The sequence below is a fragment of the Kitasatospora sp. NPDC059146 genome, assembly GCF_042786665.1.
Lineage (GTDB): Bacteria > Actinomycetota > Actinomycetes > Streptomycetales > Streptomycetaceae > Kitasatospora.
The window spans coordinates 1-24,025 of record NZ_JBHZCY010000105.1; the positions used below are offsets into that span (position 1 = coordinate 1).

22 protein-coding genes are annotated in these 24,025 nt (G+C 71.4%); 12 read left to right on the plus strand and 10 right to left on the minus strand.

Annotated elements, in window-relative coordinates:
- The first annotated feature begins 785 nt into the window (after positions 1-785).
- A complete protein-coding gene (locus ACFXPX_RS32685; protein WP_380525496.1) occupies positions 786-1,322 on the plus strand; it encodes a hypothetical protein in 537 nt (178 codons plus the stop codon).
- A gap of 50 nt (positions 1,323-1,372) precedes the next feature.
- The gene (locus ACFXPX_RS32690) at positions 1,373-1,801 is read left to right on the plus strand and encodes a helix-turn-helix transcriptional regulator (protein WP_380644285.1); all 429 of its coding nucleotides are present in this window, start codon (positions 1,373-1,375) and stop codon (positions 1,799-1,801) included.
- An 899-nt stretch (positions 1,802-2,700) separates the two neighbouring features.
- Here the strand turns inward: ACFXPX_RS32690 and ACFXPX_RS32695 are convergent.
- Positions 2,701-3,558 (minus strand): hypothetical protein, encoded by an 858-nt coding sequence (locus ACFXPX_RS32695; RefSeq protein ID WP_380593652.1) that lies wholly within the window; start codon positions 3,556-3,558, stop codon positions 2,701-2,703.
- 302 nt (positions 3,559-3,860) lie between these two features.
- Here ACFXPX_RS32695 and ACFXPX_RS32700 point away from each other — a divergent pair, with 302 nt between their 5' ends.
- The 3 genes from ACFXPX_RS32700 to ACFXPX_RS32710 all read left to right on the plus strand — a co-directional run bounded on the left by ACFXPX_RS32700 (position 3,861) and on the right by ACFXPX_RS32710 (position 9,017).
- Positions 3,861-7,265 (plus strand): DNA polymerase III subunit alpha, encoded by a 3,405-nt coding sequence (locus ACFXPX_RS32700; protein WP_380593651.1) that lies wholly within the window; start codon positions 3,861-3,863, stop codon positions 7,263-7,265.
- Positions 7,266-7,322: 57 nt separating this feature from the next.
- Positions 7,323-8,333 carry a hypothetical protein gene (locus tag ACFXPX_RS32705; protein WP_380593650.1) on the plus strand — a complete coding sequence of 337 codons (1,011 nt, stop codon included), beginning with the start codon at positions 7,323-7,325 and terminating at the stop codon, positions 8,331-8,333.
- Positions 8,334-8,546: 213 nt separating this feature from the next.
- Complete coding sequence (locus ACFXPX_RS32710; protein ID WP_380593649.1) at positions 8,547-9,017, plus strand: hypothetical protein; 471 nt, start codon at positions 8,547-8,549, stop codon at positions 9,015-9,017.
- A gap of 57 nt (positions 9,018-9,074) precedes the next feature.
- On the opposite strand, the gene ACFXPX_RS32715 is transcribed toward ACFXPX_RS32710, so the two are convergent.
- Together ACFXPX_RS32715 and ACFXPX_RS32720 are read right to left on the minus strand one after the other, a co-directional pair.
- Entirely contained in the window at positions 9,075-10,070 is a 996-nt protein-coding gene (locus tag ACFXPX_RS32715; protein ID WP_380525490.1) for a hypothetical protein, read from the minus strand.
- Positions 10,067-10,192 carry a hypothetical protein gene (locus tag ACFXPX_RS32720; protein WP_380593648.1) on the minus strand — a complete coding sequence of 42 codons (126 nt, stop codon included), beginning with the start codon at positions 10,190-10,192 and terminating at the stop codon, positions 10,067-10,069. The genes ACFXPX_RS32715 and ACFXPX_RS32720 overlap by 4 nt, the downstream gene beginning before the upstream one ends.
- A 203-nt stretch (positions 10,193-10,395) precedes the next feature.
- On the opposite strand from ACFXPX_RS32720, the gene ACFXPX_RS32725 reads away from it, so the two are divergent.
- From ACFXPX_RS32725 to ACFXPX_RS32735, 3 genes are all read left to right on the plus strand, one after another.
- Positions 10,396-10,584 carry a hypothetical protein gene (locus tag ACFXPX_RS32725; RefSeq protein WP_380525488.1) on the plus strand — a complete coding sequence of 63 codons (189 nt, stop codon included), beginning with the start codon at positions 10,396-10,398 and terminating at the stop codon, positions 10,582-10,584.
- Between the two features lie 179 nt (positions 10,585-10,763).
- The gene (locus ACFXPX_RS32730; RefSeq protein WP_380593647.1) at positions 10,764-12,005 is read left to right on the plus strand and encodes an endonuclease domain-containing protein; all 1,242 of its coding nucleotides are present in this window, start codon (positions 10,764-10,766) and stop codon (positions 12,003-12,005) included.
- Positions 12,006-12,172: 167 nt separating this feature from the next.
- Positions 12,173-14,401: a hypothetical protein gene (locus tag ACFXPX_RS32735; RefSeq protein WP_380525486.1), complete on the plus strand. Its 2,229-nt coding sequence runs from the start codon at positions 12,173-12,175 to the stop codon at positions 14,399-14,401.
- 397 nt (positions 14,402-14,798) lie between these two features.
- Here ACFXPX_RS32735 and ACFXPX_RS32740 read toward each other — a convergent pair whose 3' ends face one another.
- Complete coding sequence (locus ACFXPX_RS32740; protein WP_380593646.1) at positions 14,799-15,503, minus strand: hypothetical protein; 705 nt, start codon at positions 15,501-15,503, stop codon at positions 14,799-14,801.
- 79 nt (positions 15,504-15,582) lie between these two features.
- Between ACFXPX_RS32740 and ACFXPX_RS32745 the strand changes: the two genes are divergently transcribed.
- A complete protein-coding gene (locus ACFXPX_RS32745; RefSeq protein WP_380593645.1) occupies positions 15,583-16,233 on the plus strand; it encodes a hypothetical protein in 651 nt (216 codons plus the stop codon).
- A 194-nt stretch (positions 16,234-16,427) separates the two neighbouring features.
- Complete coding sequence (locus tag ACFXPX_RS32750) at positions 16,428-16,748, plus strand: hypothetical protein (protein ID WP_380525483.1); 321 nt, start codon at positions 16,428-16,430, stop codon at positions 16,746-16,748.
- A 7-nt stretch (positions 16,749-16,755) separates the two neighbouring features.
- On the opposite strand, the gene ACFXPX_RS32755 is transcribed toward ACFXPX_RS32750, so the two are convergent.
- From ACFXPX_RS32755 to ACFXPX_RS32765, 3 genes are all read right to left on the minus strand, one after another.
- Positions 16,756-17,289 (minus strand): hypothetical protein, encoded by a 534-nt coding sequence (locus ACFXPX_RS32755; RefSeq protein ID WP_380593644.1) that lies wholly within the window; start codon positions 17,287-17,289, stop codon positions 16,756-16,758.
- A 143-nt stretch (positions 17,290-17,432) separates the two neighbouring features.
- Positions 17,433-18,221, minus strand: coding sequence for a hypothetical protein (locus ACFXPX_RS32760; protein ID WP_380525481.1), 789 nt, complete (start codon positions 18,219-18,221; stop codon positions 17,433-17,435).
- A gap of 344 nt (positions 18,222-18,565) precedes the next feature.
- Positions 18,566-20,053: a hypothetical protein gene (locus ACFXPX_RS32765; protein WP_380593643.1), complete on the minus strand. Its 1,488-nt coding sequence runs from the start codon at positions 20,051-20,053 to the stop codon at positions 18,566-18,568.
- Positions 20,054-20,468: 415 nt separating this feature from the next.
- On the opposite strand from ACFXPX_RS32765, the gene ACFXPX_RS32770 reads away from it, so the two are divergent.
- Complete coding sequence (locus ACFXPX_RS32770; protein WP_380593642.1) at positions 20,469-21,485, plus strand: hypothetical protein; 1,017 nt, start codon at positions 20,469-20,471, stop codon at positions 21,483-21,485.
- Between the two features lie 168 nt (positions 21,486-21,653).
- Here ACFXPX_RS32770 and ACFXPX_RS32775 read toward each other — a convergent pair whose 3' ends face one another.
- Positions 21,654-21,860, minus strand: coding sequence for a hypothetical protein (locus tag ACFXPX_RS32775; protein ID WP_380525478.1), 207 nt, complete (start codon positions 21,858-21,860; stop codon positions 21,654-21,656).
- Positions 21,861-22,159: 299 nt separating this feature from the next.
- Entirely contained in the window at positions 22,160-22,792 is a 633-nt protein-coding gene (locus ACFXPX_RS32780) for a hypothetical protein (RefSeq protein ID WP_380593641.1), read from the minus strand.
- Between ACFXPX_RS32780 and ACFXPX_RS32785 the strand changes: the two genes are divergently transcribed.
- Positions 22,793-23,377, plus strand: coding sequence for a hypothetical protein (locus ACFXPX_RS32785; protein WP_380593640.1), 585 nt, complete (start codon positions 22,793-22,795; stop codon positions 23,375-23,377). It begins immediately after the preceding gene.
- 297 nt (positions 23,378-23,674) lie between these two features.
- On the opposite strand, the gene ACFXPX_RS32790 is transcribed toward ACFXPX_RS32785, so the two are convergent.
- The gene (locus ACFXPX_RS32790) at positions 23,675-23,998 is read right to left on the minus strand and encodes a hypothetical protein (RefSeq protein WP_380593639.1); all 324 of its coding nucleotides are present in this window, start codon (positions 23,996-23,998) and stop codon (positions 23,675-23,677) included.
- Positions 23,999-24,025 lie beyond the last annotated feature (27 nt).

Genomic DNA, 24,025 nt, shown 5'->3' on the forward strand with positions numbered 1-24,025 from the left:
TGCTCTCCCGGTCCGGGCCGTCGGCCCGGACGAGAGGCCGGTGAACTTTGTGCCGTGCATTCTTGGACGGGCTCTTCGTCCTTCCCCTGACGGGGAAGTGGCAGTCCATTCCCGACCGAAACCCGGAGCCCGTTCCCGGGGCCCCGGCGGGGCCCTGCGAGCACCACGACACCGCCCCGGCACGGCACGGGCCCTGACGGGCCCTCCAGTGCCCTCCCCCGGGCCCGGACGGGCCCGCACACCCCACGCGGCATCACAAGCAGCCCGACGGGCCGCACAAGGCCCTCCCGGGGCGCAACGGCCCGGCAGGGCAACAGCCGGGCCGCACACCGGCCAGACACAGGGCAGCACCAGGACGAATACCTCGCTGGGGCACAGCCCTCCGCCGGCGGCCGCGGAACCGCAAGGGCCTGACGGCCCATCAGGGAAGCCGTCCCCGCGGGGCCAGGAGATGGTTCCTCGCGCGCGCGAGGACCGCCTCTGGGGGATGGTCGCTCTTCTTTAGAAGATGGCAGCACGTTGCTGACCTGCGGAAACGCAAAAATTGCATGCACTCTTGAGCGCATACAACAGCCCGATTTCGAGGCCAGATGCATGCATCTTTTACCCGCCTACATCCACAGGCTGTGCGTCTGGCTCGGGTCGGCCTCGACCGCAGACTCCGGCGGACTCGGTGTCTCTCCGGTGGCTTCGACACGGCGTGTGGGAGCGGCTACTTGCAGGCTCTTTCATATGCGGTCTGATATGTTCTCAGGCGTTCCGAAGGACCACAGAGAGGACGGCCGGTGACGGACACCACGCCTGGCCGGCGCCGCAAGACAGCAGCTCAGAAGGTCACCAACGGGCTGGAGAACATCCTTGGTGACAGTCTCCAGCGGCTGCATGAAGCCAACCCTGGGATCGGCTTCACGCTGATCGCGGACACGAAGCGCGCCAAGCATGCCTCTGCCCAGACCCATGGAGGCAGCTGGGCCGGCATCGACAAGATGCTGTTGAAGAACATCCACCTCTTCGATTTCTCTAAGAGAGAGCGCGCTGTCCTCGACAACATGACCGCCGATGTCGACAAGGACGGCCTCTGGAGGGGAACGCAAGCGCAGCTTGCCGCGGAATTGCATTGCAACCAGACGACCGTTTCACGAGCTATTGTTAAGCTCGATAGTAAGAACTTTGTCTGGAAGGTTTCACGCGGGACCTACCAAGTGAATCCAACCTGGGCCTTCGGGTGGGGTTCTGACCACTGCAACAGGGTGATCGAGAAGATTGGTAAGAAAACGATGGCAGCCAAGGCCATCAAGATTCCCGGGAAGAAGGCGGCCTGATGAGCTCACCCGCTGAGGAGATTCCCCAGATTCCCCAGGAGGAGTTCTGGATGAACTCCCTGGTGTACGAGTACCTGCCGAACGCCAAGCTCACCTCTACTGAACGTGACGTCTTGGACATCCTGTTCAGCAGGCAGCAGTACGGCGGCCTGGTCGAGGTCACCCAGAAGAGCTTGGCGAAGCGGCTCGGAGTCCAGCAGCCGAACATCAGCCGCGCACTGACTGGCCTCGCACAGAGGGGCATCATCGATCCGCCTGAAATCCGCCGCCGCGGTCAGGTCCGTATCCACCCCCTGTTCGCCAGGTACCCGAGCGCCCGGCATGCGACCGCGGTCATGCAGGATCCCGATCTTGTCACCTGGTCCCTGAACATCCCGACCCCGGAGATGCGGCCTCCTCGGCTTGAGGCAGCACCGCGGACGACGAAGCGAACGGCACCGCAGCGAACGGAGCGGCCTGCTCTGCGAGTGGTGCGCTAGCTGATCAAGACCTTCTGGTGCCCGGCCCCGACATGGGACCGGGCACCAGCTCGTTCCGAGGGGGCAAGGCGAGAACCATGCGCCGCCATGTGCGGATTGATATGTCCGGTGAGGCGACGTGCTGCTTCCCGTAGCCACCAGCGCAGCTAGGTCGATGTATGCAGCCAGGATGCATGCGCGTACATATGCGGTTTGATATACACCTAGGCGCTGGTCGCTTCCTGCGAGGCTCGCCGGAGGTGGCGAACCGATGGTCGCGGGTGGGCTAGGCCGGCGGGCCGCAGTGCTCCGCTCCGGATGCACGTGCAGCTGTACTCGTCCGGCGCTAACGGCATCCCCTGGACACCCAGACCGGCGGGGTGATGACGCACGAGCATGAGCAGCTCAAACGATCTCTACGTCGCCGTCAGGCGGCTGCGAAGCCCGGCCAACGCGCTTCGCGAGCGGGCCGACCGTTGGGCAGCCGGAAGCGCGGAGGTTCGCGGTCGACGGTCGACCAGAGGCTCGGCGCCCTGCGGGCCTCGGCAGGGCATAGCCGTTTCCGTTCAGCGGCTGGAAAGCGTGTTCTTCCAGGACCGGCTGGATGGCCTTGCTCAGTGAAATAGGCGAGCTCCCTGTGGGTGTTGCAGAATCCCTGATTATTCCTCAGGGGACACTTCTAAAAGGAAACTGAATTGTTCTATCGCTCAGCAGGTCCCCGGGACTCCAGGTGGTCACTGATGGTAGCTGAATCTGGCGATCGGCTGGAGCGAGCTGGAGCGGGAGGGGCTTGGGAAGAGGTCTAGAGCACAGGAGTCAACGCGCGACATTCTCCATGAGGTCATGCCCGGAATCGGCTGACAGTACATGTCGCTGACCCGGCCGCCTCGGGCGGCGACAGGGCAGGGGACGCTGCACCACTATGGTCCGGCGGGAGACTTGAGCCAACGATCGACGAAGCGCTCCAAGCGCTGGCGCTGGCGGTGCTCGTCGGCGAGCACCGTGGCCAGGACGTCGTGGTCCACGTACGGCTCGATGGCAGCCATCAGCAGGGCGTGCAGGTCGTTACGGTCGAGGGCCTCGACCTCCCACTGGACTGGGCGAGCCGGGTCGAAGTCATACTTCGCGGCGAAGGCGGGCCAGCGCGGGTCGTCCTTCTTCCCCGCTGTGGGAAGGAGCCCGTAGGCGAGACGCTGCTCGTCCGTGAGCAGCACGCGCTCAACTGAGGCCCAGCAGGCGGTGCGGGCGAGGAAGTCGCGCTCGATGTCCTCGCCGGAGCAGTCGAAGTCGCCGACGTAGAGCAGGTGGGCCGGCCGTGGATCGCGAGCGGTGCGCTCGGCGACGACCTGGACGTAGGACTGGGAGCCGTACCCGCGCACCACGATCACCGGGATTCCGAACTCGTCGAGCCAGCGTGTGAACTGGGCCCGAAGGGTGTCCTTCTCCACCGCGACATAGAGCGCCGTTTGCTGGCCGCGGGTGCGGTCCAGCCGGAACCAGCTGGGCACCTGAATGATCATCTCGGTCGCGTCCTGCCAGGCCGGCGGCACGTGGACCCGGCGGACCGTGTCGACCAGGTCTGGGAACCGCTCCTCGCGGCGGGCGGCGGCCACGCGCGCCGACAGGTGCTTGTAGGAGGAGGCGGTGTGCGGGATGACCCCGGCCATCGTCAGCCTGTAATAGACCTGGCGCAGCGTGACGTCGCCTCCGTAGCCGAGTGCGACCTGCGCGGCCTTCTGGACTACCTCTGCCCACCGGATCCGTGTCACGAGGGACATGTACCCAACCCGCCCGACCGGGAGTCGCCATCGCGACCTGAGCGGAGGAACGTCGCAGGTGGGAGGGGGTGGCCTATTGATTTTCTTCCGCATCCGAGAGGGCGGTGGGCGCTGGGCGGGGCTGCCCCGGCGGTTGCGGCCGGTAGGTGCACCGGCGCGGCGCGAGGGCGGGTGCTGTATCCGAGTTCCGTGGGGGCTCGCTCGGCGCTACCTATTCGCACAAAGATTCGAACAGGGTCTAGGCTGCTCGTACGGGAGGGGAACCGGAGACAGCTGGGGGTCGTGGCGCAAGGAGGCGACCCATGGGCTACACCCACCTGCACGTCGCCTCGGGGTACTCGACCCGGTACGGCGCGGCGATGCCGTCGGTGCTGGCTGAGCGGGCCGCCGAGCGCGGCATGGCCGCCCTCGCGCTCACCGACCGGGACACGGTCTCCGGCGCTGTCCGGCACGCCAAGGCCTGCGCGGCGGCCGGCGTCCGTCCCGTCTTCGGTGCCGACCTGGCCGTCCCGCTCCTCGACCCGCCCACCGCCCCGGCCGGCCGGACCAGGACCCCGGCGCGCGGCGGATCTTTCGTCGCCGAAAGTGCCCCGCGGGCGACCCTGCTCGCCCAGGACCGCACCGGCTGGGCCAACCTGTGCGCCCTCATCACCGCGGGCTGGGCGCAGCGGGCGGAGGTCGGAGGTGGCCAGCCGGTGGTGCCGTGGGAGGCGTTGCGCGAGCACGGGGGTGGGCTGACGGTGCTGCTGGGGCCCGGGTCGGAGCCGGTGCGGGCGCTGGCGGCCGGGCGGGCGGATGTTGCGGCAGGGCTGTTGGGGCCGTGGCGGGAGATCTTCGGGCCGGGGCTTCGGCTGGAGGCGGTGCACCACCGGCGGGCGGGGACGGGGCCGGGGTCGTTGCGGCTGGCGGCGCGCACGTTGGGGCTGGCGGCTGATCTGGATGTGCCGGCGGTGCTGACCAACGCGGTGCGGTACGCGGACGCGGGGCAGTCTCGGGTGGCGGACGTGCTGGACGCCGCGCGGCTGCTGATGCCGATCCGGCCGGGGCGGACCTGCAACGGCGAGCGGTGGCTCAAGCCGGGGGCGGAGATGGCCGTGCTGGCCGAGGAGGTGGCGCGGGCGGCCGGCCAGGAGCGCGGGGGTGCGGCGCACCTGCTGGCGTCGACGGAGCGGACGGCGGCGGAGCTGCGGGTCGACCCGGGCAGTGACCTGGGGATCGGGCGGGTCCACTTCCCGGAGGAGGACCGGATCGGGATCGGGCCGGGGACGGCCGGGCGGGTGTTGCGGGAGCGGGCCGGCGCCGCGATGGTTCGGCTCGGCTACGACCGCGACCGGGCGGCGGTCGAGCGGCTGGAGGACGAGCTGCGGGTGTTCTCCACCCTGGGCTGGTCGAGCTACGTGTTGACCGTGGCGCAGGTGGTCGAGGACATCAAGGGGCTGGGGATCCGGGTGGCGGCGCGCGGCTCCGGCGCCGGGTCGCTGGTGGTGCACCTGCTGGGGATCGCGGTGGCAAACCCGCTGGAGCACGGTCTGATCATGGAGCGCTTCCTGAACCTGCGGCGCAAGAGCCTGCCGGACATCGACATCGACGTGGAGTCCGCGCGCCGGATCGAGTGCTACCGGGCCGTGCTGTCCAGGTTCGGGCCGGAGCGGGTGGCGACGGTCAGCATGCCGGAGACCTACCGTGCCCGGTGGGCTCTGAGGGACACTGCGCTCGCTCTCGGGGTCGAACCGGCGGAGGCGGACCAGCTGGCCAAGTCGTTCCCGCACGTCGCGGCGCGGAACATCCGCTCCGCGCTGGCCGAGCTTCCGGAGCTGCGCTCGGTGGCGGCCGACGCTGAGCGGTACGGGCAGCTCTTCGACCTGGCTGAGCAGCTCGACGGGCTCCCGCGCGGGATCGCCATGCACCCGTGCGGAGTGCTGCTGTCCGACTCCAGCCTGCTGGCCCGCACGCCGGTGATGCCGACCGCCGGGGAGCAGCTGCCGATGTCGGTGTTCGACAAGCACGATGTGGAGGATCTTGGGCTTCTAAAATTGGACATCTTGGGCGTAAGAGCACAAAGTGCCATGGCGTACGCGATCGGGGAGATCGAGCGCACCACCGGCAGGAAGCTGGACCTGGACGACCGCGAGCAGGTGCCGCTGGACGACCCGGACTCGTACGCCATGCTCCGCAACGGCGACGGCCTGTCGGTCTTCCAGCTCGAAAGCGGAGGGCAGCGGGATCTGGCAGGCAGGCTCCAACCGGCCACCTTCCACGACCTGATCTGCCAGATCAGCCTGTTCCGGCCCGGCCCGGTGCAGGCCGACATGATCAAACCGTTCATCCTCGCCCGGCACGGCAAGCGGCCCCCGCAGTACCCGCACCCGGACCTGGTCCCCGTGCTCAAGGACACCTACGGCGTGGTGATCTTCAACGAGCAGGTGGCCGGCATCGTCGCCGTCATGACGCGTACCGACCTGTCGATGGGCGAGGAGGCCCGGCGCGCCCTCGGCAACCCGGAGCGGCTGCCCGCGCTGGAGGCCTGGTTCCGCGCCCGCGCCGCCGAGGCCGGCTACGACCGCGACGTGATCGAGCGCGTCCTCGACATCCTCCGCGCCATGGGCGCCTACGGCTTCGCGAAATCGCACGCCTGCGCGTTTGCGCTGGCCACGCTGCAATCGGCCTACTTGAAGGCCCACCATCCGGCTGAGTACGCCTGCGGCGTTCTTGAAGCGGACCCCGGCATGTACCCCAAGCGCCTGGTGCTGGCCGACGCCCGCCGCCGCGGCGTCGCCGTGCTGCCGCTCGACGTGCAGCGCTCCGACACCGTCTACCGCACCGAGCTCCTGCCGGACGGGCGCACCGGCATCCGGATCTCCCTCGCCGACATCCACGGCATCACCGCCGAGCAGGCCCGCCGGATCGCCGACGGCCGCCCCTTCACCGACCTGGCCGACTTCTGGGACCGCGCCCGCCCCTCCCAGCCGATCGCCCAGAACCTCGCCCGGACCGGCGCCCTCGACGCGCTCGCCCCCGGCGCCACCCGCCGCGAGCTCCTGCTCCTGGTCGACGAGCTCCACCGCACCCACCGCGCCAGTGCGATGCCCACCCAGCTCGCCCTCGCCGCCGCCGACCCCGGGCAGGCACCGGCCACCGGCCTCGGCGAGATGGACCCGGCCCAGCAGCTCCAGGCCGAGCTGGACGTCCTCGGCATGGACACCAGCCGCCACCTGATGAGCGACCTCCACCCCCTGCTGGCCGAGCTCGGCGCCACCCCCTCCACCGGCCTCGACCAGTTCCGCACCGGCCAGACCGTCCTCGTGGCCGGCGCCAAGGTCGCCAACCAAACACCCCCCACCCGCTCCGGCCGCCGCACGATTTTCGCGACCCTCGACGACGGCACCGGCATCGTCGACCTCGCCTTCTTCGACGACACCCACGAGCGGTGCGCCCACACGGTGTTCCACAGCTGGCTGCTCCTCGTCCGCGGCACCGTCCAGCGCAGAGGCCGCTCGGTGAGCATCGTCGGCACCCACGCCTGGAACCTGCGCGACGTCGCCGAGGCCCACCGCGACGGCGGCACCCCCGCCGTCCGCACCCTGCTCGCCGACCCCGCCGCAACCGACGAAGAGGAGGGCAGGCACGGCGACGCCCGCCGGCCCGGGCGCAGCGGTCCGGGCGGCGCCGGGCGGATGTGGCACGCCTCGGCCGGATCGGCGGGCTGAGCCATGCCCGTACCCAGCTCAACCGCAGGCGACGCGTACCGCCCGGCCGGGGGCCGGATGAACGAGCGGCAGATCCTCCACCTGCGCCTCGCCCAGCCGACCTTCGAGGTGTACACCGAGCTGTTCGACGTCCTCGCCCAGATCACGCCGGTCGTGCAGGCCCTGCCGCCCAACGCCGCCGTCCTCGACATCACCGGCGCGCTGCGCTACTTCGGGCGTAGCCCGGCGGGGCTCGCGGACCTGGTGCAGACCCGGCTCGCCGCGACCCTCGGCCTGCTGGCCGCCGTCGGCGGAGCTCGTACGCGGATGCTCGCCCAGCTGCTCGCCGACACCACCGAGCTCGGCGGGGTCCGAATTGTTGACGACCCCGGCGAGGCTCTGGTCTTCCTGCACGCCCAGCCGGTGCGGGCGCTGCCGGGAGTGGGCCCGGTGCTGGAGCGCGCGCTGGTGCGCTACGGCGTGGAGACCGTCGGGCAGCTCGCCGACCTGCCGGTGGCCACCGTCCAGCGGGTGGCCGGAGCCAGCACCGGGCGCCTGCTGCACGAACGGGCCCACGGCGTCGACCACCGCACGATCGCCGCCGGCGGACCGCCCGCCGCGATCGCCGCGACCCGCCGGTTCGAGCGCGACGTCCTGGAACCGGACCTGATCCGCCGGGCCCTGCTCGACCTGGCGGGCGAGCTCGGTGCCCGCCTGCGCGCTTCCCGCCAGACCTGCCGCCAGGTCGAGCTCCAGGTCACCTACGCCGACCGCTCCCACACCGTCCGCCGCCGGACCCTGCGCGAGCCCACCCAGCACACCCCGGACGTACAGGCCGCCCTGTACGGGCTGTTCACCGCGCTCGGACTGGAACGGGCACGGGTGCGGGCCGTGACCGCCCGGGTCGCCGAACTCGCCCCGGCGGCGGCGGGCTGGACCCAGCTCACCCTCGACCCGCAGACGGAGAGCAGCCGCGCCCTGGAGCCGGTGCTCGACAAGGCGGCCAACCGGTTCGGCCACGCCGCGATCCAGCCTGCGGCGCTGTGGCGTCCGAGGTCAGAACCGCGCGGCCGCTCGGCCAGGCGCTGACAGCGCGCCGAAAGGCGAGTCGGCCCGACGGTGCCAGCCGTCCCGATATCCTGCTGGCGGGCCGCTCGGTGTGTCGGTCCCGGACCGCTGACGGCCGCGACCGGCAGCACCAACGTCCTGACGGTGCCCCGCATCAACGCCCGCCTCGCAGCAGACTGTCCCGGTGCCGTCCAGTGGCCCGGATCGCGGGCCGGCCACCAGCAAGGACACCCGATGGTCAAGAACCACGCCCGGAAGAACGCCGCCCGGGCTCGCGCGGCCGAGACCGGCGAGAGCCACCAGGCCGCCGTCGCCGCCGCCGTCCGCGAGCGGCCCTCCCCCCTGCCACTGCCCCCGCCCCCCGAGGAGATCCTCGCCGAAGGACGGGCAACGATCGTCGCCGCGCTCGGCGACCTCGCCGACCAGACCACCCACCCGCAGCGGCGCCGCCTGTACCTGGAACTCCAGCGGGAGGTCGAGGCGTCCACGACGTTCGCCGACATGCGCAAAGCCCGCGGAACCTTCGCCTACCGCCAGGCCGACAGGCACTGGATGGAGCGCTGGAACGCGCTGTCGGAGAACCCGCCCAAGTCCTACGAGGAGCACCACCGCGGCATCAACCGGTGCTACTGGGCGCGGCGGGTGATGTACGAGTGGGTCTGGCCCGGCGAGTGGGACAAGCACCTCTACGGGAGCGGGTACTGACGGCACGCACAGTGCGAGGCGCCGGCCCCGTGATGGTGGCTGGCGCCTCGCGACTTGTCAGAACCGGCTGCGCCGTACGACGGGCCGCACGGGCGGGCCCGCCTCGGTGCCCCGCAGTGCGAAGGCGGCGGTGCGGGTGCGTTCCAGCCAGCTCGCGACCTGGCGCAGCGTGGCGGGGTCGAGGTGGCGGGTGAGGTCGCGGACGGCCTGGTGGTCGTCGTCGGTGAGCGCGTGGAGGCCAGCGCGGTCGAGGGCGGTGTAGAGAGGCTGGGCCGCGGTGCCCGCGAGGCGGCGGTGGGCGGTGTCGGTGGTCTGGCGGGACTGGTGGGCTGCCTCGCGGGCGCAGGCGGCGACGTCCTGGCGGTGGCGCTCACGGCGCAGCGCGTGCTGGAGAGCGGTGTCGTGGTCGGGGTCGTAGCGCTCGGCCCCGGTCTCGGCGGTGTGGTCGCGCACGCGCTGCCACTCGGCGCAGACGGTGGCCGCGGCGGCGTAGGCGGCCTCGTCTCCGACGTCGGCGTACCGGTCGGCGGCGCGCTCGTCCTCCCGGGCCCGGTGCAGGGCCTGCTGGAGGTTCTCCAGGGGCATCCCGGCCGCTCGGCGGCGGACCCGGCTACGGGCGTCGCCGAACAACCCGTCCTCCTGATCGTCGTCCTCGTCCGTGGCACGGTCGGGGTGGTGGGGGTGCTGGGCGAGGGCAGCGTGCAGCGTGGCGCCTGCCTCCCACGCCTCGGCGTGGACGACGGGCTCCGGCAGGCCACCGCCGGGGCGGGTGCCGAGGACGATCCGGCCCTCGACCAGGGCAACCCATCCGTCCATGCCGTCGACGTCGCGCTCGGTCCAGCCGCGGGCCAGGTCGGCGCCCTGGTGGAGGGTGCGGATGCCGTCGTGGCCGCTCCAGCGCAGCCACATCGCGCCGCGCACCAACGGGGAGTCCAGGATCGGGCGGCCCAGGTCCCGGTCGGCGGGCGCGGGCCGGCTGCTGTACGGGGCCAGCTCCAGCCGTCCAGGGGCGGCGGGGTCGGTGTCGGTGGTGTAGGTGGTGCCGGTGGTCACGGCCGTTCCTCCTCGACGCGCACGATCCGGTACAGGCCGTCGCCGTAGAGGCGGCCGTGGCCGCTCTCCAGCTTTGCTTCGCTCTGCACTATCGAGAAGAACGCGAGGTTGTCCGATGCCATGTCCGTTCCCCCTACCGTGAGCCCGATACGGGCACCACTGTAGGTGCTCTCAGGACCTGACAACCGCCACTCCCCGCGCTACACAACTCCGATGGTGTGTCGCGGTATCTGACACATTTGTCGCGGTATCTCACACTCGGGCCAGTTACTCCGTACAGGTGGTGCCAGGTTCGGGGCCAGTGTCCGGTGGCACAGCCCCTGAAATGACGACTCCCACCCGGCACCGCCGTCGCGGCCCATCCGGACCTCCCGCCACTGCTCCAGGCCGGGAGGTCCGGCCGCTCGGCAACCCGTGCTGCCGGGCCTGGTCGAACGAGCACATCTCCCCCGGCGGCCTGGTGGTGCGCACCACCTGGCACGAGCCGGCCTGCGCGACCTGGGGCCGACGGTGACCCTGCGGGACGTGGCCCCCGTGCGCCACGGGGACCAGGGTGGTGCGCCGCGACGTCCACCTCGGCAGGGTGTGGTGACTGGAGGAGCGGTCCGCACCGGCGGCCGCCGCGCGGGAGATCTTCCCGTTGGCTCCGGCCACCCCGCAGGGTGTGTCAGAAGGTGCTGGCACCCTGCCACCGTGCTGATACCCCTCGCCGCCGCCCAGGCGACTGCTGCGTCCGTCCTCACCGCGCCCCCGCTGCACTTCGCCGCCGCGGGGCTCCACTCCGCCTTCGTCCGTGACACCGGCCACCTGTACCTGGGCGCCACGGCGCTGCCCGGCGTGAAGCGCAGCGGGGTGTGGCACGTCGACCAGGCCCTCCTCGATGAGGCCCTGCGGCAGCTCGCAGCAGTGGCGGCGGAACCTGGCCGGCTCGTCCCGTTGGGACTGCCCTGGACGGACCTCAACCGGAACTCCCGCTTCGACGACAACTGGCGCCTGGCCGTCCAGGGTGAACTCGTCGACCGCGCCGCACGTGCCCCCCGCCGCCCGTCCGCAGCCGACCTCCTCGACACCGGACTCGACCCCGCGGTGCACCGCCTGGCAGTCAAGGAGCTCAGCCGACTGCTCGGAGGTGTCCGGGAGCCCGACAGCCGTGACCCGCTTGTGGTGGCCGGAGTGGTCGTGATGGACGTGGTGCGCCGCCGGGCCGGCCGGTGGAGCATCCCTGAGGGGTGGGCGGACGTCCTTGACCGGTGGCGCACCGAGCACCTGGCGCTGCTCGCCCGTGCGCAGCGGTGCGCTGGGTGCGGCGCGGTGGAAGACCTGTCCTGGCCGACCGCGGCGGCCCGGGCCCGGCAGAACCGCGACTGGCGGTCGTCCGGCGCGGACGGCTGGATCACCCAGTGCCCGGCCTGCGCGGAGGGCGAGCACCGCTTGTACGGCGGTTCGATGCGGGGCGTGCGCTACACCAGCGAGCGGCGGCGGGCGACGCGCGCCGACAACTACCTCTGCGTGGTGTGCGGCCTGCGGCAGGCCGCCGTCTGGGACCACTGCCACGAACCGGCCCACGACTATGTGCGCGGGCCAGCGTGCGCGAGCTGCAACCAGGACGAACGCTCACAGAAGGGCATCTGGCGGACCTTCTGGAACCACGGCCCCGCGGTGCGGCACCTGCTGGAATGCAACGGCTGCCGCAGCTCCGCCACCCTTCCTCCCCGGCACCTGGCCGCGCTGGCCGCCGCGCGGCTGCGGACCACCGCGCGGCACACCCGGTGCTCTGCCGAGCCCTCGGCTGTGATCGAGCAACTGCCGGAGGACGGCCTCCTTGCCCGGTTGCACTGCGCCGCCCACCCCGGCCGAGAAGTCCGCTGGGAGACAACCGTCGACGCGGCGACCGTCGCCGGGTGGGTCGCTGACCTGGCAGCCGAGCACTCCTGATCAAAGATCGTTGTACGGGGCGGGTACTGACAGGCCGTCGCCGGCCGGCTCTTCTACGGGCTCCCTCACGCCGCCCCACAGCTGGCTGCGCTTCCGTGCGCGGTGTGGGGGCATCCCCCAGGCCGGGATACTGGTCACCTTGCCACCCTGTCGCGAGCGAGGCCTTGATGTCAGCCCAGCACGACCCCTACAGCGCACTCACCGACGAGGCCGAGTTCTACGACCTCCCCGGCGAGAGCCTGGAGAAGATCCTGCCGCCGTTCGAGGCCGGCCTGCTGATGGCCGCCGGGCGCGCCCTGGCCGTCCTCACCTACCGCGACGCAGCCGCGCACGGAGACACCCCGTTCGACCGCCACGCACCCGGCGCGGACGGCACCGTCCTCGCTCTGCTGCCCCCGGCATGCGACACCCAAGGGCGCGCCTTCCGAGCGGGTGCAGCACGGGCGCTGTGGGACCTGGCCGACGACATCGCCGGAGGCCTTGCGCCGGTACCGCGCTGCGGGGCCGAGAGCTGGGCGCTGGAGGTCATGCTGGAAGCCGCCCCGGCCCTCTTCGCGGCCAGCGACGACGAACTCGGCGCGCTGGGGGTCGCCGTGCCGCAGGCAGCCGAAGAGCGCTCCTACCGGCAGCCGTACTGGGAGGAGGCGTGGCAGCTGGTCGTCGACGACGCCAAGTACAGCATCCCCGAGGCCCGGTGCCCTGCCGACGGCGAGGACGCGGAGGAGGAAGAAGTTCCCGAGCCCGAGGGCGGCTGGGACGCACCGATCTACTGGTTCTCCCCGTACGGCATCGCCCACCCGCGCGGTGCCGACCGCGGGCACCCGGCCTGGGCGCAGGACCACCTGGACGGCGGCCTGCTTCTGGCCCCCGCGCCGCTGACCGTGAAGCGCGCGGCCGAACTGCTGCGGCTGGGCGAGGCCAAGCTGCGCCCGGAGGAGTCGGAGAAGGAGGACGAGCGGAGGCGGTACTTCGACCCGGAGGCGGACTGCGTGCTCACCCCGCTCGGCGCCCGGCTCCTGGCGGCCGCGGCCGACCAGCTCGCCGAGATGGGCTGGGAGGACCTGTTCGAGCACGGCGACCGCGTCTACGAGCGCTCCGAGGACGAGGACGACTGGCTGACCAACGAGTCGTTCCTGGCCTGCCTGCCGGCGGTGTGCGACGGCCACGGCGCAGCGTGGCGCATGGCCATGGTCCAGGCGGTCGAGAACCTGCGGGACGATCTGCGGGCCGGACGGGCGCCATCCGCGACGTGCACGGCGGAGGAGCTAGCGTTCCACCTGATCGTCGGTCAGGCGAGGGAACTGTTCGACTACCTCGACGACGAGGACTACGCCGCCGACTACGGCCTGCCCACCGCGGACCAGATCAGCATCCGGCACCGCGCGTTCGACCTGTACCTGGAGACCTACCTCCAGGACTGGGACGTGCTGATGCACTTCGACGAAGACCTCCAGCACGTCGCGGCCGATCCGGACCACCCGGCCAGCCAGCAGCTCGGAACCGGCGACCTGCGCCCGCGCGCGTGGTTCGTCCCCTTCAACAACGTCCGCCCCCGCCCGCCCCGCCCCCTGAGCCCGGAGATCCTGGAGCGGCTCGCCGCGGCAGACCCAACGGCCTTCTTCACCAGCACCGACATCTCCGCCGCAGCGGAAGCAGACCTCGACGCCGGGCTGCCGGACGGTCTGCGGCAGGAGTTCGAGACCTTCGTCGGCCTCGCCCAGCACCGGTTCTTCGACGAACCGTGCGCCATCGCGATGGCCGCATCGCTGGAGCGGCTGCTCACCGCCTTCTTCTCCACACCCTCCGTGGTGCCCGGGCGCATCTGGCCCATCAACTCCCGGGCGACGGCCCGCACCGCCGGCTGGCTCCTCGTCGACCACAACTTCCAACTGCGCGGGCAGACCAAGACCTGGCGCCTGAACTCCGACCGCACCGACCAAGACGCCCGGACCTGGGCCACCGACCTGCTCCTGGACTGCGCGAACTACATCCTGGCCAACTACCGCCGCCACCCGGCCGCCCTGCTGGGCGACCCCGAGAGCCCGCCTCCGCCCCCGCTCGACCCCGATCTCCCCGAGCTCCTGGAACAGCGGCTGAGCACGCTCAGCCGGGACTACACCGCCGCCGGAACCCTGCGTCACCGCATCGACCGGCTCAGCCTCACCCCGCAACAGCTCGCCCAGGCCGCTCTCCTGCCCGAACCCCTCGTCGCCTCCTGGCTCAACGGCGACGCGGCCCCCTCCCCCTCCCAACTCATGCGGTGCGCCCCGGTCCTACAGGTCTCCGAGGACGTCCTGCTCGATGCGCTCGCCGGCAAGCGCGCCACGGCGTACTGGCCGCTGCCGCAGCCGCCAGCGGACCGCCTCGGGCGTCCCGGCGCCCCCACGGACATCTGATTCCTCCTGCCGGAGGGTGGCGCGGCGGCTGCTCCCGGGGGACGGCCCCGGCTCCCCGGTGCAAAGAATCTTGAAAACGCCCGTGGGGTGTCCGGGGAGCAGCGACCTACAAGGGCGCGGTGGAAGCCCCTGCAACCGGGCGGCCGGGCGGGGCACCGGCCGGTATGACCTGAGGGAGTGGAAGCAGCCGGTGGCCGCCGGGTACCGGCTCCGCTCACGCTGCCCCGTTCACACAGTGAGGTCGACGGCAGGGACGGGCCGCACGCCGGCCAGGACGGCCGTGCCGTCGGTGGTCAGCTCCGCGCGCCCGTCCGGGCCGGAGGCGATCCAGCCGGAGGACGGCGATGGGAGAGCGGGGAGCCCGTACGGCGCTGATCGGGCCCGGCAGCGCGGCCCGTCACACCGCGGCGGTCTCCGGAGCCGGGGCGCTGTCGGGAAGCAAGGGGATGAACCCGCCCGGCAGGTCGAAGCCCTGTTCCCAGAACCAAATGTTCACCCGAGTACCTGCTTCGCCGAGGTGGTACTCCACCAGGGAAGCGGACACGCAATCCTGACGTTCCTTGATCTCCTGGCACTCCTTGCTCAGGAACCGGCTGGCCCAGGGCTGGCACCGCGCCTCCTCCGACAGCGAGACCTGCAAGGCGTCCAACGCCCGGAGTTGGTCCTCCAGCAGCACCAGGTGATGGCCAACCAGGGCGTGCACCGCCGCAGTGTCCTCCGGCTCGCCGCGCTGCCGGAGTTCCTCGACCTTCGGCGGCGGCATGGTCAGCCGGTCCCTGGCGTCGATGTAGGCAGCCACGGCCTGGCGGTACTTGGCGGGCACCTCGCGGAGTTCGCCGAACTCCGGTGCCCAGGAGGACTGGAAGAGGTCGACGTGCCAGCCTACGGTCGAGCCCCTCAACCGGTATTCGGGGTCGCCGATGCCGACCGTGTAGACGTCCGGGCCGACGCGACACCAGTGTCCGTCGTTCCCGAAGACCTCAGCAAGGGCTTCGTTGACCTCCGCCAAGTCGTCCCCCCAGGAGTGGACGAATTCCTGGGAGGCGGTCACGATCGGGCGCCCCTCGAAGGCAGGGCCTGGAAGAAGCGGGATGTCGGTCATGGTCTGGTCATCGGCCTACGGCATAGCGAGCTTGAACGTCACCGCGCTCCGGGGCCGACTGTCGGACGCTCCCCCTAGGATGAGGCAAGCGCCGTCCAGGCGGCACGCCTCCGCTGCCCAGCGGAGGAGTTGGCACGCCCACGGCACCGGTGGGCCCAGAGCCCGGTACAGCGTCACCACGGACTCCGACGGCGCCGAGGTGGCCAACAGCCATCTCGCGGAGGCCACTGCTCACGGGGTGCCCGAGAGCCGCCGCCCAGCCGGCCACACCCACCTGATCCGCGACAACTCCACGGTGTGGCTGACCCACCGAGGAGGCCGCCAGCTCACCGTCCTCGGGGACACCGCCCTCGCGCAGTTCGCGGTCTCCACCGACGGCCGGCGGCTCGCCGCCTGGCGCAGCGCCCGGGCCGAGGAGGACCGGAGGACGGCCGAGCTCACCGCCGTGCTGTACACCTCCTGGGGCCGAGCCCTGGTGGCCGAGCGTGAACAGCTGACCGGCCGGGTGGCCGGGCTGTGCGACGCGGACGACGCCCAGCGCGCCGCGGCCCACGCCGATCCCGGCGGCGATCCCGGCCACTACTACCGCCACCTCCAGCCCGCGAACGAGCAGGCCATCGAGGCCGCGCGCAGCGCGGTCGAGGCCTTCGACGCCGACCACCCCGAGATCGTGGCGGCGCTGGCCGACAAGGGGGACGCCGACGTACTCCGCTTCCTGGACAGCGACTGACTCCCCGTCTCACCGGCACCGTCGGCCGCTGCCGTGCCCCGCATCGGTCAGGTCCCGGGACGGCCGACGGGGTCCGACAGCGGTCGCCGGTGGTAGATCTGGGCTGTCCGGGTGATCTTGGCGAACCGGGGCGCAGTCCGCCGGGTTGGGCAGGGCACCTGCCGCCCGTCTGGCAGCAGACCCTGGGAGGGACAATGCGTCACCTGAGCCGTACCGCCGTCGCCGCGACCGTCGTTCTGGCCGTCCTATTCGGCACCAGCGTGGCCGCGCAGGCGGCCGCCAGCCGCCGCGAGATGACCCGTAACGTGGACGGGTGCTTCGCGTACTCGTACGACCCGGGTTGGTGGTCGACCACGGTCTACTACCACAACCGCTGCGACGACGCCCATTGGATCAAGATCGTCTGGAAGTGGAGCGGCCTCAAGGCGTCCCGGATCCACGTCGAGGGCGACGGCAAGGGCCACGAGGAGCGGCGCAGCGAGCCGGCCGAGGTCTACGACGACGGTCGCGCCTGACCGCTGCTCAGCCGGCTACGGCCGGGCGGAACGTCGGCTGATCAGGGTCGGCCCAGTCGACTTCGCGGACACTGTCGCGTGCCCAGGCCCGCCAACCGTGGATGCTCACGTCGAAGTACCCGGTGAGGGCGACCGTGAGCACCTTCGACGGACGGCGCTGGTCGTCCCGCTCCAGGACGGCGGTCACCGGCAGGCCGTCGATCACGGCGTGCCCGGCGTGGACGACCTGGGTCATCCAGCCCGCCGGGGTGTCCATCTGGAAGTAGGGCGGGTCGCCGGACTCGCTCTTCCACGTGAAGATGACGCCCGGCTCGGACCATGCCTTGCCGGTCACGACCAGCGCGGTGGGCACCGGCGGGACGGCGCTCGGATCGTGGCCGGGGAGGGCTGAGCGCCGCCAGGACTTGGCGTACACCTCCACGAGACCGTCCTCGCGCATCCCGGCCAGGCAGGCTTCGAACAGCCTGGTGATCCTGGCGGTCACGGCCTCACCGATGGCCTGGCGTGCCTGGCCGGCCGTCATGACTACCGCTCGCCCCACCGCGGTCTCCTTCCCGTCCCCGGCGTCCGGCCGGCTCCGTGCTCACCGTAGCGAGCCGGGCGCGGCCGCCGCGGGGGATCACCCGAACGAGCGGCGCGCACCGACAGGCCGGGCGGGGTGGCCTGCCCGCCTGGGCCTGGCGGTCAGGGCCTGGTGCGCCGGGCGGCCTGCCACTGGGCGCAGAGGGCGTCCAGCTCCTTCCGCAGGGCGGCCAGGCGCTGCTCGGGAATGCCCCAGCAGGTCCCGAAAACCAGATAGGGGCTGGTGAGGAAGGGCACGAAGCCGACCTTCGCCCAGGTCTCCTCCAGGCGCTTGCTGGCGTGCTTGAACTGGTCGAAGGTCAGGTCGTCGGTCGTGATCGGGGCGGGGTGGAGAAGGACGGCGCCGCAGCCGCCGTTGAGGCGGTCGATCGCCTCGGCGGCCAGGATCGGCCCGAGGCCGAAGCCGCGCCACGGCCCGGTGAGCTCGGCGTGGTCGAGGACCAGGAGGTCGCTGCCGCCGATGACCATGTCGGCCAGGTCGGTGAACTCCTTGCTGTAGTCGTTCCTCTCCTCGTTGAAGATCGCTTCGGCGATTTCGTAGAGGCCTTGGGTCTCCTCTTCCATCGCCCAGAATGGGTTCATGCCGGCGCCCCAGCGGATCCGGTAGAAGACGAACTCACCGACCAGGAGCCGATGCGGGCAGCCGTCGTCGTCCGCGGTGGCGGCGCTGGCCTGCTGCACGCCCGCCCGGCGGTCGACGCAGGCGGCGCATGCCGGGGTGGGCTCCAGGCCGAAGTGCTCGCCGATCCGGGCGCTGACGGTCCAGCGCTCGATCGTGCGGTCGTGGGCGTGGCTGCGCAGCGGCGTTTCCAGCTGGTAGGTGAGGCCGATGGCGGAGGGGCTGGCGGGCAGCTCGGTGATGGGTCGCCGGGCGGCCGCGGTGGTGGTCACGCCGTCGAGCGTAGTGAGCGCGGTGACGGCACGGCGGGGATTCCGCCTGGTCTGCGACTGTGCCGCCCGTCCGGGTGATTTATCCCTTGCGTACACGTACGCGGAGAAAGGTGTATTTGCCCCACCCTGTTGCCGACCTGCTCGCCGAAGCCGAGCCCGTTCGCCGGGCCGCAATCGGCTGTCCCCGGTCGGATGACACCGTCGACCCAGCGGCGCAGCAGGCCCAGCGTCGTCTCGCCGCGCAACCGACGCTCCGTCACCCCGATCTGGCCGGTGCGGTGACGGAGCCCGGCCCCGCTTGACGGGGACTGCCCTGTTGTCGGCCTTTGCCCGACAACAGGGCTTTAGAGCATGTCCGCGGCCGCGTTCTCCGAGGCCGGCTCGCCCGGGTAGCCATCGCGGAGAACCCGGTCGACCTCGTCGGCCAGGGCCCTCGGGTCCTGCCAGGACGCCTTGGCCTCCTGCGTGTCCCACGGATAGGTCCCGTCCCCGGAGCAGCCCGTGCGCGCCGTGTTGGCGGACGTGCCGCCCGGCAGCAGCCAGAAGCTGTCGCCTGCCCGGCGCTCGGCGGCCCAGGCGGACGCCGCCTCGGACAAGACGACCTGGACGCCGGTGGCCTCCTCGGCCCCGATGGTCCAGCCCCTGGCCCGGAGCTGCGCGGCGACGAGGGCGTAGTTGTCCCCGGCCTCGAAGTGCGGACCTTCGGCGACGGCCGGGTACGGCGGCTTCCAGGGTCCGCCGCGCTGCTGCATGAGGGCACGCTCGCTGTCCGACAGGCCGTACCACCGGCACCGGGCCTCGCGTCGCCCGGCGTCGGTGAGCCGCAGGTGCGCCCGGGCATCGTAGGCCTTGCCGTTGACGAGGCCTTCGATCATCGCTGTCCCTGACCCGTTGACCAGGTCGAACCAGAAGTAGCCGTCCTCCTTGCGAACCAGCCGCCAACCTTCGGGCCACGTCGCCGGCACCAGCCCCCACATGTCCGCGGTGGCCGCCTCCTGAACCTCGACGCCCAGCAGGCGGAGGGTCTGGGTGGTCTCGCCCTGCCCGGTGATCCACTTCGGGAGCAGGTGGGCATCCATGAACTGCTGGAATACCTGCTCTTGCCTATTTTTCAGGTCCGACACCGTGTCACCTTCGGGATCGTAGACGGCCAGAGGCGCGAACACCGCCGAATTCCTGTTGTCTCGTCCCCTGACCCGACTGTTCCGCACATGGAATACGCCGCCGACCGCCAGAAACGACCACAGAATAATGCCCCAAGTCGCGATGATTCCAGCCAAAAGCAGCAGAAACGCGAGGATGCCCGCGACGACTCGTACGGGGAAGAGCAGGTGCCCGTCCGCCACCACGCCCAGGCCCAGGCCGAGGCCCGCGATGCTGGCCGCGTCGGCTGCCAGCGCCGCCGTCAGAGCGGTGACCGCCAGCCCCAGCATCGACTCGGTGTTGAACAGCGGTCGGCGCAGCTCCAGCGCGCTCCAGTGGCCCCAGCGGCAACGGCGGCAGGTGCAACGGCGCCGACCGCCCAGATGGGGGTCGTCGGCGCCGAAGACGGCGGCGACGGACAGATATACCGCAAAGGCGGCAAGAACAAGCGCGAAGAGCGCGGGGAGAATCGGATAGAGATCGGAAACCCTCAGCACAAGTCCGAAAGCACCCTTTCCCGGCAGAGCTTCGGCATGCCATTCAGAGAGGGCGAATGCGACGGTACTGCTGAGAGCCGCCAGCAGCACTACGCCGGTTCCGACTACAAGAGACTGACTGACCGATACCGGAACAAAAAGGTCGCGGCGCCAGGCAAACGAGACCCAGCGATTACGCTCATCGGCGACCACAGCGCTCCCTCGGATTTCGGCTGCGCCCAGCATGCCAGGCGTCCCACTACCGACTCAACGCGGCCGCGACTGCCGGACCGGCAGCCAGCACCGCTCGCCGGGCCGCTGGTCGAACACTCAGATGACTCGCGACGGGACCATGGCCCGAGCCGCACCCGAGCGCGAGTCAGCGGTGCTGCCGTCGTCCGCCAGCGCAGTGCCCGTGCGCCAGGCCGACCTGCTGGTGGTTAAGCGGGAGCCGCGAGGCCCGACGTTTGAGCGGGCACGCAACAACTCCCACCCTGGCGGTCGCCCGGCGCTGCTACGCTGCCCGGACCGCCGCTCGCTGCCTGATGTGCCTTCGCCGACCAACCGCCGCCGACAGCAGCGGCCCAGGGACGGCCTGCTGCGGGCACGGCGATCCGGAGGGGTGGGCATGCCGTTCGTGCAAAGGCTGCTGGGGGCACTGCCCGACCGCGAGCCGCTCCCCCGACCTCGCGCGGGGCAGACGGGACGAGCGATCGCCTGGTCCTTCGCCGGCCCCTTCGCCCTCTCCTACATGGCGATCACCATCGGGGCGGCCTGGCCCGGAGCACAGGCAGCCGCCTCCGGCGCCGCCCCGAGCCAGGGCACCAGTACCGCCGCCGCCATGCTCTGGGCATCCACCCTGTGGCTGTGGCTGTCCCTGCCCGCATGGCTGACAGTGGGCATCGCGGAACGGGCGCCATCGGTAGGACTTCCCCGGTTGTCCGCGCGGCAGCTGCTGTCCGCCTCCTGCTCGGTGTTCTGCCTGGCGGAGGCCCCGACGTTCATCGTGCAGGTCCTGTTCGAACTCGCCCGAACCCACTCCCCCGCCCTCGCCTCATACTCCGGTGGCAGCGGGGGAAGCACGCTCCTGGGCGAGTCGGTCTCCTCCGTGGCGGCCGGCATCAGCGAGGAGACCGTCGTCCTGGTCCTGCCCCTCCTGGCGGCCTGGCGGATCGGCGAGGTAGTCACGGACGCCCGGCTGCGCCGCTTCGGCCTGGCCGGGCTCGTCGTCGTCCTGACGGCGGCGCGGCTGTCCTACCACCTGGAGTACGGCCTGGCCGCGATCCCCCTCGTGCCGTGGGCGGTCGTCAGCGTGCTGCTGTACCGCCGCTCGCGCGCGGTGCTGCCCCTGATGGCCGCTCACGCGGGCTTCGACATCGTGCTGGCCTTGGTCAACCGGGTCGCTGCCCGAGAGGGCTTCGCCGCGTCGGTGGCGGCGTTCGCCGCTGTGACCGCGGTCGCGCTCACCACCGCGCTGGGGCTGTCCGGTCGAGGCAGCCGGAGCATCGCCCCGGCCCCAGGCCTTGCGTCCCGAGCGGGTTCACCAGAACGACGCTCACGGCCGGACCCCGCTGCTGCCCGACCCGAACCAGCTCGCGAAGTGCGTCGTCGCTCGGGTGCTGGGCCAGCAGCCCCTCGGCGTTGATCGTCAGAGCTACCCGGGCTTCCGGGTAGCTCTGACGCCGTGCTTCCGCGCCTCAATCTCCCCCGGCCACCCGAGCTTCGGCAACGTGCTGCCGAAGCTCACGAAGGCCCTTGCCGGACGGCGCGCCGCCGGGTGCCCGAAGGCCGACTTCGGGCACCCGGCCTGCCGTCAGTCCGCCGTCTCCGTCCGCTCCTCCAGGAGCCCGTCGATCAGCTTGCTCGCGGCCACCTTGGAGAGGTTGCTGATCTGGCCGACACCGCGCTCGCGCTGGGTGAGCCAGGGCTTGGCCCAGCTGCCCAGCCACTCGTCACCGATGCCGGTTTCGCGGATCAGCAGCCGCAGGTACCCCAGCTGCTTGCTGGTGATGTTGTCCATGAACGCGCGCTCCTCAGGGATTTGGGCAGCGAGACGGCACGCCCGTCTCGCGATGGTGCCCGGTGCCCACGGCCCGGGAGTGGCCCCTCATCCGCCGACGGTGACGATGGTGCGATGGTGCCCCGGTTCGTGCTGGGGAGAAGTCCGTCCGAGGGGTGCTGGACGGCGCGAGGTCCAGCACCCGCACAGCGTAGACCGGCCCACCGACAACGCCGCCCGAACCCGCGCAACGGGCAGGCCCGAGGCCGCGACGGTCTCGCGGACGGATCCGGTACGGACACCGCCTCGGGAGCCCCCGTCTACCCGGCCGCACCGGGCGAAGCCGGAATCGCCCGGCGGACGAGAGCCACCGTGCCCTCCGGACTGAGCCGGCGCCCGTGGCACCCGACGGCCGCACTGACCATGATCAGGAGGTGCATGATCGCCGTCCGGCGCAGCTCGGTCGTGTTCGCGGCCCACACCTCGCCAACGGCACCCCGGCCCCGCACCTGGTAGGCGAGCTTGAGCATCAGGACCAGGGCGACATCGAGATCGGGTTGGGCGGTTCGAGCGGTGAGACGCAGCCGGTCGGCGGCCTTGTCCGCCGGCAGCCCGTAGGCGGGCCGCGCGGCAAGCGGAGCGAGCAGCAGGCAGGCGTCCTTCCAGATCGCCTCGTCCCCTTGCGCCTCCAGCTGGGCGATCAGCCAGTGGCCCGCCTCCGGGCGGGCGTCGAGACGGCGCCCCCTACCGCCATGTCGACGAGGTCCTTCAGGTGGAGGCTGGTGCTGCTCATCCTGGGACCGTACCTCGGCCTGGCTGTTCGGCGACCGCTCTCGACGGCGGCCTGGATCGCTCTGGCCCGGCCGGTTGTCGCTGCCGCTCCATAGAATCCGGTTACCGGCCGGCTGGTGGCGGGTACGTCCTGGGCTCTCCAGGTATTCGAGGGAGATCACGTGGTCCTGCCGGGACTTGCCATCACCTTGGGGTGGCTCTTCGTCGTCGCCTGCGTTGCTGTTGCCGTGGCACGGGCCCGCGGTGGTCGGATGTGGGAGTTCTCCCCCAGCCCGGTCGAGAAGATCATGTGGTTCGCGGTCGTCCTCGTGACCGGGTGGATGCTCCCCTACATCTACGCCAACGCGGGCATCACCAGGGGCATCGTGTCGTGGTGGCTGGGACTCTGCCACGCGGCCCTGGTACTCGTCGGCCTCCTGACGATCGGGCGCCTCATGTCCCGGATCCAACGGGGCATGCGGTCGGACGCGCTGCTCACCGAGTTCATCACCGAGGTCATGCCGGTGGTGGTCACCGCTCAGCGGCGCTCCGGGACGCGGGGGGCTCCGCTTGTCGAGGCGGCCCGAGATGCCCTGCGGGAGGGCCAGGGCCGCAGAGCACTGCGCGACCTTGTCGAGGTACGGGTGCTGGTTGAGGACGCGGACCTTGCTGAGCACGCGGGGTGGGCGAAGGTCAGCGAGCAGATCGCCTACTGGGAGAGGTGCTACCTCCAGCGGCATCCGGACCGAGAAGGCGGCCGTCGGTAGGAGGTCCCGAGGTCCGATCCGGGCCCTGAGCCGAAGTGCCTGGCAGACTCGCGATCATGACTGAACGTCGCCCGCTGTGGCAGCCCTTCTCCGATCCCGCGGCAGGACTCCCGGAGAGGGACGAAGATCGGGACCGCCAGCTCGCACCGGTGGACTGCTCTCCGTTCCAGGAGGCAACGCCCGTTCCTCCGCGGCCTGTGCCGGTTCCCGGAACCCGCCGACCGCTCGGTCCCGGCGGCCGGCAGTTCTCCGCCCCTGTCCCGCCCGGAACCACGTCCGACGGATCGTCGCCCGCAGTCAGGCGCAGTGCGGCGCCCAGTTCGCGACGTAGCGGGTGACGACCTGCGGTAGGAAGTCCGCGTAGTACCCGGGTTCGGTGGCGTCCGCCCCGGAGTGGATGACCGGGAGTTGGTCTAACTCGGCAGTGGTGCCGCGCTCAGCCCCGGCCTCCACTATGGCCTTGTGGTGCTCGTGTGCCAAGCTGGCTGGGATCGGCGGCGGCAGGAAGTGCCCGCCGACGTTGCCGAACTCGCCTTGCGTGACGCACCACACCGTCATGTCCTCGGGGGCGGCGGGCACCCCGACCTCCTCCACCAGTTCCTGGGCCGCATGCCGTGGCAACGCCCCGAGGTCGAGCACCCCCGTTCC